Origin of the sequence: Frateuria sp. YIM B11624 (assembly GCF_049727805.1) — a bacterium.
GTDB lineage: Bacteria > Pseudomonadota > Gammaproteobacteria > Xanthomonadales > Rhodanobacteraceae > Frateuria_A.
The window spans coordinates 49,810-64,889 of record NZ_JBCNYA010000003.1 but is presented as its reverse complement, the minus strand read 5'-3'; the positions used below and the strand labels follow the sequence as shown (position 1 = coordinate 64,889).

14 protein-coding genes are annotated in these 15,080 nt (G+C 69.2%); 11 read left to right on the top strand and 3 right to left on the bottom strand.

Annotated features, from left to right (window positions below; genetic code table 11):
• Window positions 1-45 precede the first annotated feature (45 nt).
• Window positions 46-1,335 (top strand): nucleotide sugar dehydrogenase, encoded by a 1,290-nt coding sequence (locus tag AAIL17_RS02220; protein ID WP_424681175.1) that lies wholly within the window; start codon window positions 46-48, stop codon window positions 1,333-1,335.
• Between the two features lie 4 nt (window positions 1,336-1,339).
• On the opposite strand, the gene AAIL17_RS02215 is transcribed toward AAIL17_RS02220, so the two are convergent.
• Window positions 1,340-2,680 carry an ammonium transporter gene (locus AAIL17_RS02215; RefSeq protein WP_424681174.1) on the bottom strand — a complete coding sequence of 447 codons (1,341 nt, stop codon included), beginning with the start codon at window positions 2,678-2,680 and terminating at the stop codon, window positions 1,340-1,342.
• Window positions 2,670-3,008 (bottom strand): P-II family nitrogen regulator, encoded by a 339-nt coding sequence (locus AAIL17_RS02210; RefSeq protein ID WP_424681173.1) that lies wholly within the window; start codon window positions 3,006-3,008, stop codon window positions 2,670-2,672. Before AAIL17_RS02210 ends, AAIL17_RS02215 begins: the two co-directional genes overlap by 11 nt.
• Before the next feature lie 213 nt (window positions 3,009-3,221).
• Between AAIL17_RS02210 and AAIL17_RS02205 the strand changes: the two genes are divergently transcribed.
• The 6 genes from AAIL17_RS02205 (at window position 3,222) to AAIL17_RS02180 (ending at window position 9,024) form a co-directional block, all read left to right on the top strand.
• Window positions 3,222-3,677: an SUF system Fe-S cluster assembly regulator gene (locus AAIL17_RS02205; protein ID WP_424681172.1), complete on the top strand. Its 456-nt coding sequence runs from the start codon at window positions 3,222-3,224 to the stop codon at window positions 3,675-3,677.
• The gene (gene sufB, locus AAIL17_RS02200; RefSeq protein ID WP_424681171.1) at window positions 3,674-5,134 is read left to right on the top strand and encodes a Fe-S cluster assembly protein SufB; all 1,461 of its coding nucleotides are present in this window, start codon (window positions 3,674-3,676) and stop codon (window positions 5,132-5,134) included. The genes AAIL17_RS02205 and sufB overlap by 4 nt, the downstream gene beginning before the upstream one ends.
• Complete coding sequence (locus AAIL17_RS02195; RefSeq protein ID WP_424681170.1) at window positions 5,131-5,550, top strand: ACT domain-containing protein; 420 nt, start codon at window positions 5,131-5,133, stop codon at window positions 5,548-5,550. The genes sufB and AAIL17_RS02195 overlap by 4 nt, the downstream gene beginning before the upstream one ends.
• A gap of 11 nt (window positions 5,551-5,561) precedes the next feature.
• A complete protein-coding gene (gene sufC, locus AAIL17_RS02190) occupies window positions 5,562-6,329 on the top strand; it encodes a Fe-S cluster assembly ATPase SufC (RefSeq protein WP_424681169.1) in 768 nt (255 codons plus the stop codon).
• Entirely contained in the window at window positions 6,326-7,630 is a 1,305-nt protein-coding gene (gene sufD / locus AAIL17_RS02185; protein ID WP_424681168.1) for a Fe-S cluster assembly protein SufD, read from the top strand. Before sufC ends, sufD begins: the two co-directional genes overlap by 4 nt.
• 140 nt (window positions 7,631-7,770) lie before the next feature.
• Window positions 7,771-9,024 (top strand): cysteine desulfurase, encoded by a 1,254-nt coding sequence (locus AAIL17_RS02180; protein ID WP_424681167.1) that lies wholly within the window; start codon window positions 7,771-7,773, stop codon window positions 9,022-9,024.
• 33 nt (window positions 9,025-9,057) lie between these two features.
• On the opposite strand, the gene AAIL17_RS02175 is transcribed toward AAIL17_RS02180, so the two are convergent.
• Window positions 9,058-10,374 (bottom strand): PQQ-dependent sugar dehydrogenase, encoded by a 1,317-nt coding sequence (locus AAIL17_RS02175; protein WP_424681166.1) that lies wholly within the window; start codon window positions 10,372-10,374, stop codon window positions 9,058-9,060.
• Between the two features lie 119 nt (window positions 10,375-10,493).
• Here AAIL17_RS02175 and AAIL17_RS02170 point away from each other — a divergent pair, with 119 nt between their 5' ends.
• From AAIL17_RS02170 to AAIL17_RS02155, 4 genes are all read left to right on the top strand, one after another.
• Window positions 10,494-11,042 (top strand): GNAT family N-acetyltransferase, encoded by a 549-nt coding sequence (locus AAIL17_RS02170; RefSeq protein ID WP_424681165.1) that lies wholly within the window; start codon window positions 10,494-10,496, stop codon window positions 11,040-11,042.
• Window positions 11,039-11,365, top strand: coding sequence for a non-heme iron oxygenase ferredoxin subunit (locus AAIL17_RS02165; RefSeq protein ID WP_424681164.1), 327 nt, complete (start codon window positions 11,039-11,041; stop codon window positions 11,363-11,365). Before AAIL17_RS02170 ends, AAIL17_RS02165 begins: the two co-directional genes overlap by 4 nt.
• 543 nt (window positions 11,366-11,908) lie before the next feature.
• A complete protein-coding gene (locus AAIL17_RS02160) occupies window positions 11,909-14,131 on the top strand; it encodes a M1 family metallopeptidase (RefSeq protein WP_424681163.1) in 2,223 nt (740 codons plus the stop codon).
• Window positions 14,131-15,039: a hypothetical protein gene (locus AAIL17_RS02155; RefSeq protein WP_424681162.1), complete on the top strand. Its 909-nt coding sequence runs from the start codon at window positions 14,131-14,133 to the stop codon at window positions 15,037-15,039. The genes AAIL17_RS02160 and AAIL17_RS02155 overlap by 1 nt, the downstream gene beginning before the upstream one ends.
• Window positions 15,040-15,080 lie beyond the last annotated feature (41 nt).

Genomic DNA, 15,080 nt, shown 5'->3' with positions numbered 1-15,080 from the left:
CGGCATCCTGTACGCTCAGCGCACTTCGGTTGCCTGCCAGGACCCATGGAACCCAGCACCCCCGCACACATCGGCCTCGCACACATCGGCGTCGTCGGACTGGGTTATGTGGGCCTGCCGCTGGCGGTGGAATTCGGGCGCCATTTCGACACGCTGGGCTACGACATCGATGCGGCACGGGTGGCGGAACTGCGCGGCGGCAACGACCACACGCTGGAGACCACCTCCGAACAGTTGCACGCCGCCACGCGGCTGTCCTTCACCGACCGGGCCGAAGACCTCGCACGCTGCAACGTCTACATCGTCACCGTGCCCACGCCGATCGACGAGGCGCAGCGGCCGGACCTGAAACCGCTGGAGTCGGCCTGCCGCATGCTCGGTCCGTTGCTGGAGCGCGGCGACCTGGTGGTGTTCGAGTCGACGGTGTATCCCGGCACCACCGAGGAAGTCTGCGTGCCGCTGCTGGCCGAGGGCTCGGGCCTCACCTTCAATACCGACTTCTTCTGCGGCTACAGCCCCGAGCGGATCAACCCGGGCGACCACGCACGGCGGGTGACCGACATCGTCAAGCTCACCTCCGGTTCCACGCCGGAGGCGGCCGAGCGGGTCGATGCGCTGTACCGCACGATCATCCGTGCCGGCACGCACAAGACCTCCTCCATCCGCGTGGCCGAGTCGGCCAAGGTGATCGAGAACGTGCAGCGCGACGTAAACATCGCGCTGGTCAACGAGCTGGCGCTGATCTTCCACCGGCTGGGCATCGACACCGAGGAGGTGCTCGCCGCCGCCGGCACCAAGTGGAACTTCCTGCCGTTCCGCCCGGGTCTGGTCGGCGGCCACTGCATCGGCGTGGACCCGTACTACCTCACCCACAAGGCCGAGGTGACCGGCTACCACCCGGAGCTGATCCTCGCCGCGCGGCGGATCAACAGCCGCATGGGCAGCGTGGTGGCCGACCGCGTGATCCGCCTGATGAGCGAGCGGCGCCTGCACATCGTCGACGCGCGTGTGCTGGTGCTGGGCTTCGCCTTCAAGGAAAACTGTCCGGACCTGCGCAACACGCGGGTGATCGACATCGTGCGCGAGCTGGAATCCTCCGCCGCGCAAGTGGACGTGTACGACCCTTGGGTGGATGGGGCCGAAGCCGAGCGCGCCTACCGCGTGCGGCTGGTGGGCGAGCCCGGGCAGGGCTACGACGCCATCATCGTGGCGGTGGCGCACCGGCAGTTCCAGGAGATGGGAGCCGCGCGCATCCGTGCGCTGGGCAAGCCCGGGGCGGTGATCTACGACGTCAAGTCGGTGCTGCCGCAGGACGCGGTCGACGGGCGCCTTTGAACGCTCAGGACAGGTTGTAGCCGCGTTCCTCGTGCAGCGCGAGATCCAGGCCGACCAGCTCCTGTTCGTCGGTGACGCGCAGGCCGATCGTGCGGTCGATCAGCTTGAGCAGGAGGAAGCTCAGGAGTGCACTCCAGGCGAGGGTGAAGCCGACGCCCTCGGCCTGGATCCACAACTGCGCCCATGGCGAGGCGACCTGGCCGAACCCGCCGAACACGGGTGACGCCAACGGCCCGGTCAGCAGCCCGCCGAGGATGCCGGCGACCGCGTGCACGCCGAACACGTCCAGCGCATCGTCGTAGCCGAGCCGGTACTTCAGGCGCGTGGCGGTGAAGAAGCACACGATCCCGGCGGCGATGCCGAGCAGCAGCGCGCCACCCGGCCCAGCGGTGTCGGCGGCGGGCGTCACCGCCACCATCCCGGCCACCGCGCCCGACACGATGCCGAGCACGCTGGGTCGGCCATGCAGCACCCATTCCGCGGCCAGCCAGCCCAGCGCCGCGCCGGCGGTGGCGATCTGCGTGACCAGCATGGCCATGCCGGCGCTGCCGTCGGCGGCCAGCGCCGAGCCGGCGTTGAAGCCGAACCAGCCCAGCCACAGCAGGCTCGCGCCGACCACGGTGTAGCCGAGGTTGTGCGGCGGCATCGGCGTCGCCGGCCAGCCGCGGCGCTTGCCGATGACCAGGCAGGCGACCAGCCCGGCGACGCCGGCATTGATATGCACCACCGTGCCGCCGGCGAAGTCCAGCACGCCCAGGTCGCCCAGCAGGGAACCCGGCCCGCTCCACACCATGTGCGCCATCGGCAGGTAGACCACCGTCAGCCACAGCCCCGCGAACCACAGCAGCGCACCGAACTTCATCCGCTCGGCGAAGGCGCCCACGATCAGCGCCGGCGTGATGATGGCGAAGGTGAGCTGGAACATCACGAACAGACTTTCGGGAATGCTGCCGTGCAACGAATCAGGCCGTAGTCCCGCCAGCAGCGCCCGGTCGAACCCTCCGATGAACGAGCGCAGGTTGACCACGCCCGCCTGCATGCCCGCCGTGCCGAAGGCCAGCGAATAGCCGTAGAGCAGCCAAAGCACCGAGACCAGCGCGGTGATCGCGAAGCACTGCATCAGCACCGAGAGCAGGTTCTTCGCACGCACCATGCCGCCGTAGAAAAGCGCCAGGCCGGGCAGGGTCATCAGCAGCACCAGCATCACCGCGGTGAGCATCCAGGCAGTGTCGCCGCTGTCGGGACGGACGGGGGCGGCCTGTGCGAGTACCGGCATCGCGGCGGCCAGCGCCATCGCCAGGCGCGGGGCGCGGCGCGTCTTCCGCGTGGCGGCTTCAGAGCGCATCGGCGTCGACCTCCTGCGTGCGGATGCGCACCACGTGTTCCAGCGGCAGCACGAAGATCTTGCCGTCGCCCATCTTGCCGGTGCGCGCGGCCTCGGCAATGGCCTCGATCACCCGATCGACCTGGTCGTCCGCCACCGCGATTTCGATCCTGAGCTTGGGCAGGAAGTCGACCACGTACTCGGCGCCGCGGTAGAGCTCGGTGTGCCCGCGCTGGCGGCCGAAGCCGCGGACCTCGCCGACGGTCATGCCGCTGACGCCGGCATCGGCCAGCGCCTGCCGCACGTCCTCGAGCGTGAACGGCTTGATGATCGCTACGAGCCACTTCATCGCGCACCTCGTCTGCCGGCGTTTGTTGCAGCACAGCACGAGGCATGCCAGCGCCCGCGAGTCCGCGCGGCGCCCGCTGTCGCTCGCGCGGCGACCGGTCTGCCTCGTCGCGGTGCGGACCGTGCACTGTCGCGGTGCAGCGGCCTGTCGGCGTTGACGCGCGGCCGCTTAATCCGTACCATTTTGGTCTGGATTCAACCGGCCTCGCTCCCCATGCTCCGCGTCAGCCGACTCACCGATTACGCCACGGTCGTGATGACCTGCATCGCGGCGCATCCGCACGACGTGCTGAGCACGGCGCAGATCGCCGACGAGACGCGGCTGGAGCTGCCGACCGTGAGCAAACTCCTGAAGTCGCTGGGGCACGCGGGCCTGGTCGAGTCGTTCCGCGGCGTCAACGGCGGCTACCGGCTGGCGCGCCCAGCGGGCGAGATCAGCCTCGCGCAGATCGTCGAGGCGATGGAAGGACCGATCGGCATGACCGAATGCAGCGTCGAGGGCCAGTGCGGCCGCGAGTCGCAATGCGGCGTGCGCGGCAGCTGGCGGCGCATCAGCAACGTGCTGGACAGCGCGCTGCGCGCGGTGAGTCTGGCCGACATGCTGCAACCGCCGCGTCCGGCGGTGGCGACCGTGGCGCTGAGCGAACTGAAGGGCAGGACCCACGCATGACCGAAACTGTCGAAAACGCCCTGCGCGACAACGCCGAGGTCGCCGAAGCCCTGGGCCGCAACTATGAGGCCGGCTTCGTCACCGACATCGAGAGCGTCAGCCTGCCACCGGGCCTGAATGAGGACACCATCCGCCAGCTCTCGGCGATCAAGCGCGAGCCCGAATGGATGACCGAATGGCGCCTGCAGGCCTTCCGCCACTGGCAGGCCATGCCCACGCCGGACTGGGCCAAGCTCAAGATCGACCCGATCGACTACCAGGCGATCAGCTACTACTCGGCGCCGAAGAAGGCGCCCAAGTCGCTGGACGAAGTCGACCCGGCGCTGCTGGAGACCTACGAGAAGCTGGGCGTGCCGCTGCACGAGCGCGCCGCGCTGGCCGGCGTGGCGGTGGATGCGGTGTTCGACTCGGTGTCGGTCGGCACCACCTTCCGCAAGAAGCTGGCCGATGCCGGCGTGATCTTCTGCTCGATGAGCGAGGCGATCCGCGAATATCCGGAGCTGGTGCAGAAATACCTGGGCAGCGTGGTGCCGCAGGGCGACAACTTCTTTGCCGCGCTGAATTCCGCGGTGTTTTCCGACGGCAGCTTCGTGTTCGTGCCGGCTGGCGTGCGCTGTCCGATGGAGCTCTCCACCTACTTTCGTATCAACGCGCAGAACACCGGCCAGTTCGAGCGCACGCTGATCGTCTGCGAGGACCGCGCGCACGTCTCCTACCTGGAAGGTTGCACCGCGCCACGGCGCGACGAGAACCAGCTGCACGCGGCGGTGGTGGAACTGGTCGCGCTGGAAGGCGCCACCATCAAGTATTCCACCGTGCAGAACTGGTACCCGGGCGACGAGAACGGCGTCGGCGGCATCTACAACTTCGTGACCAAGCGCGGCGACTGCCGCGGCGCGGACAGCAAGATCAGTTGGACGCAGGTCGAGACCGGCTCGGCAGTGACCTGGAAGTACCCGTCCGTGGTGCTGCGCGGCGACCGCTCGGTCGGCGAGTTCTACTCGGTGGCGCTGACGCACCACTTCCAGCAGGCCGATACCGGCACCAAGATGATTCACCTGGGCAAGGACACCAAGTCCAAGATCGTGTCCAAGGGCATCTCGGCCGGGCGCAGCTCCAACAGCTACCGCGGCCTGGTGAAGGTGGAAAAGGGCGCCGAGCGCGCGCGCAACTACACCCAGTGCGACTCGCTGCTGATTGGCAAGAAGTGCGGCGCGCACACCTTCCCGTACATGGAAGTGAAGAACCCCAGCGCGATCGTCGAGCACGAGGCGACCACCTCGAAGATCTCCGACGACCAGCTGTTCTACTGCCGCAGCCGCGGCATCGGCGAGGAAGACGCCGTGTCGATGATCGTCGACGGCTTCTGCAAGCAGGTCTTCCGCGAGCTGCCGATGGAGTTCGCGGTCGAGGCCAAGAAGCTGCTGGAAGTCTCGCTGGAAGGCGCGGTCGGATGACCACCGCCGCCACCCGCATGCACCCCGGCGGCACCGACCTGCGTGCCCTGCTGGCCGGGCTGAATCCGCGCCTGCACCCGATGCCGCGGCGGTTCCTGTTCGTCTCGCACGACAAGGCGGCCGCGCGCATGCAGGATGCCCTGATGATGTTCCGCGAGGACGAGGGCGCCACGCTGATCGTCGACCACGATCTCGAGGGCCCCGAACTGGTCGCCGACCGACTGCTGTGGGCGCAGATCACGCTCGGCGTCGAATCGAGCCTCGATGCGGTCGGCATGATGGCCGCCGTGTCCGCTGCGCTTGCCGAGCGCGGCATTTCCTGCAACCCGGTTTCCGCGTTCCTGCACGACCACGTGTTCGTGCCCTGGGAGCGCCGCGAAGACGCGCTCGACGCGCTCGCGCACCTCTCTGCCTGATGGATTCGAACATGCTGAAGATCGACAACCTGCACGCCCGCGTCGAGGGCAAGGACATCCTGAAGGGCCTATCGCTCGAGGTGAAGCCCGGCGAGGTGCACGCGATCATGGGGCCCAACGGCGCCGGCAAGTCCACGCTGGGCAACGTACTCTCCGGGCGCGAGGGCTACGAGGTCACCGAAGGCTCGGTGCTGTTCGAAGGCCGCAACCTGCTGGAACTGGAGCCGGAGGAGCGCGCCGCGGCCGGCGTGTTCCTGGCCTTCCAGTATCCGGTCGAGATCCCGGGCGTGAACAACACCTACTTCCTGCGCGCGGCCTTCAACGCGCAGCGCAAGGCGCGCGGCGAGGCCGAGCTGGACTCCATGCAGTTCCTCAAGCTGGTGCGCGAGAAGCTCAAGATCATGCAGCTCTCGCCGGACCTGCTGAACCGTGCGGTGAACGAAGGTTTCTCCGGCGGCGAGAAGAAGCGCAACGAGATCTTCCAGATGGCGCTGCTGGAGCCGAAGCTGGCGATCCTGGACGAAACCGATTCGGGCCTGGACATCGACGCGCTCAAACAGGTGGCCGAGGGCGTCAACGCGCTGCGCTCGCCGGAACGCTCGTTCATCGTGGTGACGCACTATCAGCGCCTGCTCGACTACATCGTGCCGGACTTCGTGCACGTGCTGGCTGGCGGGCGCATCGTCGAGAGCGGCGACCGCAGCTTGGCGCTCCGGCTCGAAGAGCATGGCTACGCCTGGGTGACCGAGCACGGCGAGCCGGCCGGGGCCTCCGCATGAACCAGCCGGCACGCCCGCCGTTCGTGGCATCGCTGGCCGAGGCGCCTTTGCCGGCCAGCGGCATCGCCTGGCTGGACCAGGCGCGACGCGAGAACCTCGAGGCCTTCGTCGCCGCCGGCCTGCCGGACACGCGCGTGGAAGCGTGGAAGTACACCGCGCTGCGCGCGCTGGCCCAGCGCAGCTTCGCCGTCGGCGATGCGCAGGCGGCCGGCCGTGCGGTCGATCCGGCCATGCTGGTGCTGGCGGGCGTCGACGGCCCCACGCTGGTCTTCGTCAACGGCATCTTCCGCGCCGATCTCTCCATGCTCGACGCGCTGCCGGCCGGCGTGAGCCTGCAGCCGCTGTCGCACGCGCTGGCCAGCGAGGCCGAGCCCTTGCGCTTCGCGCTGTCGCGCCACTACCGCGAGCCGGGCGACGCGTTCGCGCGGTTGAACGGTGCCTTCGCCCGCGACGGCGCGGTGCTGCGCGTGGCGGCCGGGGCCAGGGTGGCGACTCCGCTGCGCCTGTTGTTCGTCGGTGCGCCTGCCGGGCACGATCTGGCCTGGCACGTGCGCAACGTCGTCGACCTCGGCGAGGGCGCCGAACTGACGCTGGTCGAGCAGCACCTGGGCGCGGGCGGGCAGGCGCACCTGGGTACCCAGCTCGGCGACTTCACCCTGCACGCGGACGCGATCCTGCACCACGTCGTGCTGCAGGAGGCGGATGCCGGCAGCAGCCTGGTCCGTCGCAGCCATTACCGGCTCGACGCGCGCGCACAGGCGCACCTGCACGCGCTGGAACTCGGCGGCGTGTTGGCGCGCCACGACCTGCGCGCGGAGCTGGTGGGCGATGCGGCCGGCTTCCACAGCCATGGCGCGTTCCTGCCCGACGGGCGCCAGCACATCGATACCCAGCTGGCGATCCACCACCAGGCGCGCAACACCGTGTCCGCCTCGACCTGGCGCGGCGTGGCCGGCGGCCGCGGGCGCGGGGTGTTCCGTGGCGCCATCGTGGTGAACGCCGGCGCCGACGGTGCCGACGCCTCGCTCGCCAACAAGAACCTGTTGCTGTCGCCGCAAGCCGAGATCGACACCAAGCCGGAACTGGAAATCTATGCCGACGAGGTGAAGGCCGCGCACGGCGCCACCGTCGGCCAGCTCGACGAGCGTGCGCTGTTCTACCTGCGTTCGCGCGGCATTCCCGGCGCCCAGGCGCGCACGCTGCTGACCACCGCTTTCGCGCGCGCGCCGTTCGAGTCACTGCCGCACGAGGCATTGCGCCGGCATATCGACCAGTTGCTGTTGTCCCGGCTTCCCGCCTGAGCCTGCTCCTCTCCCGGCCGGGGGAGAGGGCGGAGCATCAGACCGGAAGTCGCCATGATCTCCATTGGGGCGAGCCCAGCTTTCCTTCACACCCGGCAGGCTAAAACGTCGTGATCCCTTCTTCACACAACGAGGCACCGATGTCCGCCACCGCCGCCCACGTGCACCCGGCGCCCGCCTTCGACGTCGCGCGCATCCGTGCCGATTTCCCGCTGCTCGCGCGCAGCGTGCACGACAAGCCGCTGGTCTACCTGGACAACGCCAACACCAGCCAGAAGCCCGCCGCGGTGATCGAGGCGGTGGATGCGCACTACCGCATGCACAACGCCAACGTCTCGCGCGCCGTGCACCAGCTCGGCGAGGAGGCGACGCTGGCTTACGAGGGCGCGCGCGACAAGCTGGCCCGCTTCATCAACGCGCCTTCGCGCAACGAACTGGTGCTCACCTCCGGCACCACCCAGGCGATCAACCTGGTGGCCTACAGCTTCGCGCTGCCGCAGCTCGAGCCCGGCGATGCGATCCTCACCACGCTGATGGAACACCACGCCAACATCGTGCCGTGGCAGCTGGTGGCCCAGCGCAGCGGCGCCGCGGTGAAGTTCGCACCGATCGACGAGCGCGGCGAGCTGATCGTCGAGCGTTACCTGGAGATGCTCACGCCGGACGTGAAGCTGGCCTGCCTGGCGCACGTCTCCAACGTGCTGGGCACGGTCAACCCGGTGCGCGAGATCGCGCGCGAATGTGCGCGCCGTGGCATCCCGCTGCTGGTCGACGGCTCGCAGGCGGTGCCGCACCGGCCGGTCGACGTGCAGGCGCTGGGTTGCGATTTCTACGCTTTCACCGGGCACAAGATGCTCGGTCCCACCGGCACCGGCGCACTGTGGGCACGCCGTGCGCACCTGGATGCGATGCCGCCTTTCTTCGGTGGCGGCGACATGATCCGGCAGGTGCGTGTGGACGGCACCACCTTCGCCGATCCGCCGCACAAGTTCGAGGCCGGCACGCCCAACATCGCCGGCTTCGTCGGCCTGGGCGTGGCGGTGGACTACTACCAGTCGATCGACCTGGCCGCGAGCCACGCCTGGGAGCAGGAACTGCTGGCCTACGCCACCGGGCGGTTGCGCGAAGTGCCCGGGCTCCGGCTGTTTGGCGAGGCGGCGCAGAAGGAGCCGGTGATTTCCTTCCTCATCGAAGGCACGCAGTCGACCGACCTGGCGACGCTGCTGGACCTCGAAGGCGTGGCCGTGCGCTCGGGCCACCACTGCGCCCATCCGCTGATGCAGTACTACGGCGTGCCCGCCACGCTGCGTGCCTCGCTGGCGTTCTACAACACGATGGAAGAGGTCGACGTGTTCGTCGCGGCGCTGCAGAAGGTGCGCAAGCTGCTGATGTGACCGCTCGCCATCGCAGGGTGGGCTGAAGCCCCCCTACGGGTTTGCCGGGGCCACTCGCCATACGGTGTTCCCCACGTCGTCGGCGACCAGCAGTGTGCCGTCCTTCGCCACCGCCACGCCGACCGGCCGTCCTTGCGCGCGCCCGTCCTTGTCGACGAAGCCGGTCAACACGTCCTGCGGCGGGCCCGCGGGCTTGCCGTCGGCGAACGGCACGAAGATCACCCGGTAGCCGCTCAACGGCTTGCGGTTCCACGAGCCGTGCTGTCCCACGAAGGCCCCGCCGCGGTACTGCGGCATCAGTCCGGCGTCGTAGAAGGCCAGGCCCAGCGAGGCGGTGTGCGCGCCCAGGGCGTAGTCGGGCACGACCGCGCGGGCGACCAGCGCGGGATCCTGCGGCTTCACCCGTTCGTCCACGTGCGCGCCGTAGTAGCTGTAGGGCCAGCCGTAGAACGCGCCCTCGCGCACCGCGGTCATGTAATCGGGCACCAGGTCGCTGCCCAGTTCGTCGCGTTCGTTGACCGCCACCCACAGCGCACCGCTCTGCGGCTGCCAGGCCATGCCGACCGGATTGCGCAGGCCGGTGGCGTAGACGCGGGTGGCGCCGGTGGCCGGATCGATCTCGAGGATGCGCGCGCGATCGCGTTCCACCGCCAGGCCGTTCTCGCCCACGTTGCTGTTCGAGCCGACGGTGACGTACAGCCGCTGGCCATCGGCGCTGGCGACCACGTTCTTGGTCCAGTGATGGTTGATCGGGCCGGCCGGAAGCGCGGCGACCTTGGTGCCGGCGCCATCGATGCGGGTTTCGCCGTTGCGGTAGGAGAAGCGCAGCAGCGCATCGGTGTCGGCCACGTACAGCGCATCGCCGACCAGCGCCATGCCGAAGGGCGAATGCAGGCGGTCGAGCAACACGCTGTGCGTTTCGGCCACGCCATCGCCGTCGGCGTCGCGCAGCAGGGTGATGCGGTCGGCGCTGGGCACGCCGGCGCCGGCGCGCTTCTGCACCTTGCGCATCACCCAGCCCTTGAGGCCCTTCGCATCCTGCGGCCGCTGTGGCGCGTTGGTCTCGGCCACCAGCACGTCGCCGTTAGGCAACACGTAAAGCCAGCGCGGATGGTCCAGACCGCGGGCATAGGCCTGCACGGCCAGCCCCGGTGCGGCAGCGGGCATGGCGCCCGGTGGCCAACCTTCGGCCGGGGCGATGTGCACCGTGGGAATGAGCGTGCGATCGGGCGGCGGCAGCGTGGGATCGGGGCCGATGCCGGCGGTGACCGGCAGCCGCGCGCGGACGCCGCAGGCAGCCAGCACCAGCAGGCAGGGGACCAGCCACAACGGGCGGCGGATGGATGGCACCGGAACGCCTCCAGGGGAGCGGCCAGTGGAGCGTTTGCGGCAGGAAAGCAGCGTGAAGCGCCGGCCGTGGTCCTGTCCCAGGTCATCGCCCGCTGCACTGCCGTCGCTATCATGGGCGTATGACGACGCCTGTCCCGCCCCGCTTCCGCACGGCCACCGAAGCCGATATCCCTGCCATCGTCGCGCTTGTCGAATCGGCCTACAGGGGCGATTCGGGCCGTCGCGGCTGGACCACCGAATCGGACCTGCTCGACGGCCAGCGCACCGACGCGGCCGATGTCGCCGACGCGATCTCCCGCCCGGACAGCCGCATTGTGCTGCTGGAACGCGACGGGCGCCTGCTCGCCAGTTGCCATGTCGAGCGCAGGGGCGAGGCCAGCTACTTCGGCATGTTCGCCGTCGATCCCGCGCTGCAGGCCGGCGGTCTGGGCAGACTTTTGCTGGGCGAGGCCGAGCGCATCGCGCGGGCGGAGTGGGGCTGCCGCCTGATGGAAATGACCGTGATCGTGCAGCGCAACGAGCTGATCGCCTGGTACGAACGCCGCGGCTACCGCCGCACCGGCACCTACAAGCCGTTCCCCTATGGCCAGGAGCGCTTCGGGGTTCCGCGCCGCGACGACCTGCGCTTCGAACTCCTGGTGAAGGAACTGGCCGGGGTGGCCGCATGAGCCTGGCCGCGCAGGGTTGGGTGCGCGTATGCGCGGCAGGCGAACTGCTGCCGGGCGAGTTCCGCGTGGTGTTCGACGGCGACACGCCGATCGCGGTCTACAACATCGACGGCGCGCTGTACGCCATCGAGGACGTCTGTACGCACGACGGCGGCGATCTTGCCGGGGGCGAGGTGTTCGGCTTCGAAGTCGAGTGCCCGCGCCACGGCGCACGCTTCGACCTGCGCACCGGCGCGGTGACCCGGCCACCGGCCTACGAGCCGATCGCGAGCTTCCCGGTGCGCGAGGACGCGGACGCCATCTGGACCCGCGACGACCGCTGAGCATGCCGCGCCTTGGAGCCCTCTCCCCTCCGGGGAAAGGCAGGGTGAGGGGCCGGGGCTCGCGTCGAAATACATCGGAGCCAAGGGCTGTTTGATCAAGAGCCGAACTCGGCTGGCTCCTCGCCAGGGCGCCCCTCACCCCAACCCTCTCCCCGGAGGGGAGAGAGAGCTGAGCTCGCTGTCCGGGTCCGCGACGCTCGCTGAGCGTGCCCCGCGCCAGAACCCTCTCCCCTCCGGGGAGAGGGCAGGGTGAGGGGCTGGGGCTCGCGTCGAAACCCATCGAAGCCAAGGGCTGTTGATCAAGAGCCGACTCGGCTGGCCCGTCGCCAGAGCGGCACCTCACCCCAACCTTCTCTGCGGAGTGGAAGGGGAGTTGAGCTGGCTGTTGGTCACATCGTTGCCTTGCCTGGGCATGACCTTTGGCCTATGTGGCCCAAGCAGGGATGCCGCACGCTGCGCGCCTGCGGCAGTCGCTTTGGGGGCGGCTGCCAGCATCTTGGATAGCGGCGGCCGTTGGCCCGCCCGGACAGGGGGAATCGCCAGATGAAACCGATCGTCACCGGATGGCTGGGCGCGCTTGCGTTGTGCGGCGCGGTCGCCATGCCGGGCCTGCTGCACGCCCAGGCCGCGCAACCTGCGGCTCCGGCCCCCGCAACCAGTGCCGCGCCGGCGTATACGCCGATTCCCTTCGCGCCCGCGAACGCCGCCGCAGCCACCACGCCGAGCGCGCCCGACGCCTGGGGTGGCCCGCGCACCGGCAACGAGCCGACGCTGTCCGACCGCGTGGTCGATTACCGCATCGACGCCGCGCTCGACGCGGCGAAGCACGCGGTGAGCGGCAAGGAACAGCTCAACTGGCGCAACCGCAGCGACCGCGAGGTGCGCAGCATCTACGTGCACCTCTATCTCAACGCCTTCCAGAACGAAGGCAGCACCTTCTTCACCGAGCGCGAGGTCCTCACCGCGCACGGCAGCTCGCGCGGCGAGGCCCGGCTGGAGAAGGGCCAGTGGGGCTGGATCGACCTCAAGCAGGTCACCCAGAACGGCGCCGCGCTCAAGTGGACCTTCGTGCAGCCCGACGGCGGCCCCAAGACCGACCAGACCGTGGCGCGCATCGACCTGGCGCAGCCGGTGCCGGCCGGCGGCACGCTGACGCTGGACATCGACTTCCTGAGCCAGTTGCCGCGCGTGGTCGAGCGCACCGGCTGGTGGGGCGACTTCAACCTGGTGGCGCAGTGGTTCCCCAAGATCGGTGTGCTGGAACTGCCCGGTGAGCGCGGCGCCACGCAGGTGCGCTGGAACGTGCACGAGTTCCATTTCAACAGCGAGTTCTACGCCGACTTCGGCCGCTTCGACGTCACCTTGACCGTGCCCAGCGACTACACCGTGGGCGCGGTCGGCGAGCAGCAGGGCGAGCCGGTTACCGCCAACGGCAAGACCACCTACCACTATGTGCAGGGCGACGTGCACGACTTCGCCTGGATGGCGGCCAAGGGCTACAAGGTACTCGACGGCAGCTGGCAGGGCCCGGGCAGCCCGAAGGTGGCGGTGCGCGTGCTCTATCCGCCCGAGTACGCCGCCAGCGCGCAGCCGGTGCTCAAGGCCAGCACCGATTCGCTGACTTATTTCTCCGACACGCTCGGGCCCTATCCCTACCGCACGCTTACCGCGGTGGTCCCGCCGTACAACGCGGCCGAGGCCGGCGGCATGGAGTACCCGACCTTCTTCACTACCGAGGGCTACAAGGAAGTCACGCCGGGCACAGTCAGCCAGTACGCGATCGACTTCGTGACGATCCATGAGTTCGGCCACGGCTACTTCTACGGCCTGCTCGCCTCGAACGAGTTCGAGGAGCCGATGCTCGACGAAGGCCTCAACGAGTACTGGGACCAGCGCATGCTGCGCGCACGCGACCAGGACATCGACCTGACCTCGCCGGGCCTGCGGCGCCTGGGCTTCGCACCCTCGATCAGCGGCTTCGCGATGGAGCGGCTCACCGCCGGCCTCAAGCACCCCTACGATCCGCTCGGCGAGAACGCGTGGGACCGCTATTCCAGCAGCAGCTACGGAACCGTCTATTCGCGCACCGCCACCGCCATGCACGACCTGGAGGAGCGGCTGGGCAAGGAGGTTACCGAGCGTGCGTTCCGCGAGTACTACCGGCGCTGGCACTTCCGCCATCCTTCGGCAGCCGACCTGCGTGCGACGTTGATCGATGTTTCCGGTGACGCCAGGACGGTCAACGAGGTGTTCGATCAGTACGTCTACGGCACCGCGCGCATCGACGACCGCATCGCCAGCATCGACAGCGAGGAAGTGCTGCCGCCGGCCGGCAGCACGATCGTCGACGGCAAGCACACCGACGGCGACAGCAAGGCGCTGGATCAGCAGATCGACAAGCAGCGCAAGGACTGGGCCAAAGCCCATCCGAATGCCAAGCCCGGTACCGGGCCGTTCCCCTGGCACAGCACGGTGAGCGTGGTGCGTGACGGCGCACCGGTGCCGCAGACCCTGCGCGTGACCTTCGCCGACGGCAGCCACCAGGAACTGCGCTGGAACGACGACCGCCGCTGGGCGCGCTTCGAGTTCACGGGTCCGGCAAAGGTGGTTTCCGCGGAGCTCGATCCGCAGCAGAAGATCTACCTCGATGCGGACAAGCTGAACGACAGTCGCACGGTCGAATCCGACGGCGCCGCCTCGCGCCGCTGGAGCGCCGACTTCGCCGCCCTGGTGCAGGCCTTCTTCTCCTTGCTGGTGTCGCTGTGATGATGACCTCGACCCGACGTACCGACGTGGGCGCCGTGCTGCGTGCCCCTGTGGCGGCCCTGCAATGGCGGCTGTTGCTGCTGTGGCTGGTGCTGCTGTTGCTGCCCACCGCGCTGGCCTCGTTCCCCGTCTGGCGGGCGCTGGCCGACCTGCTCGACCATTCCGTGCATGCGCAGGAGTGGGCCCACCGTTTCGACGGCATGGTGTTCGGCGACACGATGAGTGCGCTGGGCGAGAGCAGCGCCTGGTTCCATGGCTCGCTGGTGCTCTCGGTGGCGTTCGCGCTGCTGCTTGGACCGTTCCTGAGCGGCATGGCGGTGGCCACCGGTCGCGCCGGCCGCTCCCTGGCATTCGGTCAGTTGCTGCAATCGGGCGTGATCGAATACGGCCGCATGTTCCGGCTGATGCTTTGGTCGGTCTTGCCCTATGCGATCGCCATCGGGCTGGGTGCCATGGCCATCGGCGCGGCGCACAAGTCGGCCGATCGCGCGGTGCTGGAGAGTGTTGCCGACCGCTACCAGCACACCGCCATCTGGGTGCTGGCCGTGCTGTTCGTGCTGGCCCACGCGGTGGTCGATTCGGCGCGCGCCGCCTTCATCGTCGACCCTGGGCTGCGCTCGGCGACGCGCGCGCTGGGGCGCGGCTTCATGCAGCTGCTGCGCCGGCCGCTGGGGACGCTGCTGAGCTACCTGCTCATCGATGCCATCGGCCTGGCGATCGCGCTGGCCTTCGGTGTGGCCCGCGTGCAGACCACCGCGATGGGGCTGGGCGGCTTCCTGCTGGCACTGCTGTTCGCCGAACTGGCGGTGCTCGCGCTGGGCTGGATGCGCATCGCGCGGCTGTTCGCGCTGGCGGCGGTGGGGCGTTCGCTGGTGTCGCGGCGGAGCGGGTTGTCACCGGCGTTGTAGGTCGTTCGGCAGCACGGCAACTACGCCTCCGGCGCTCGCCT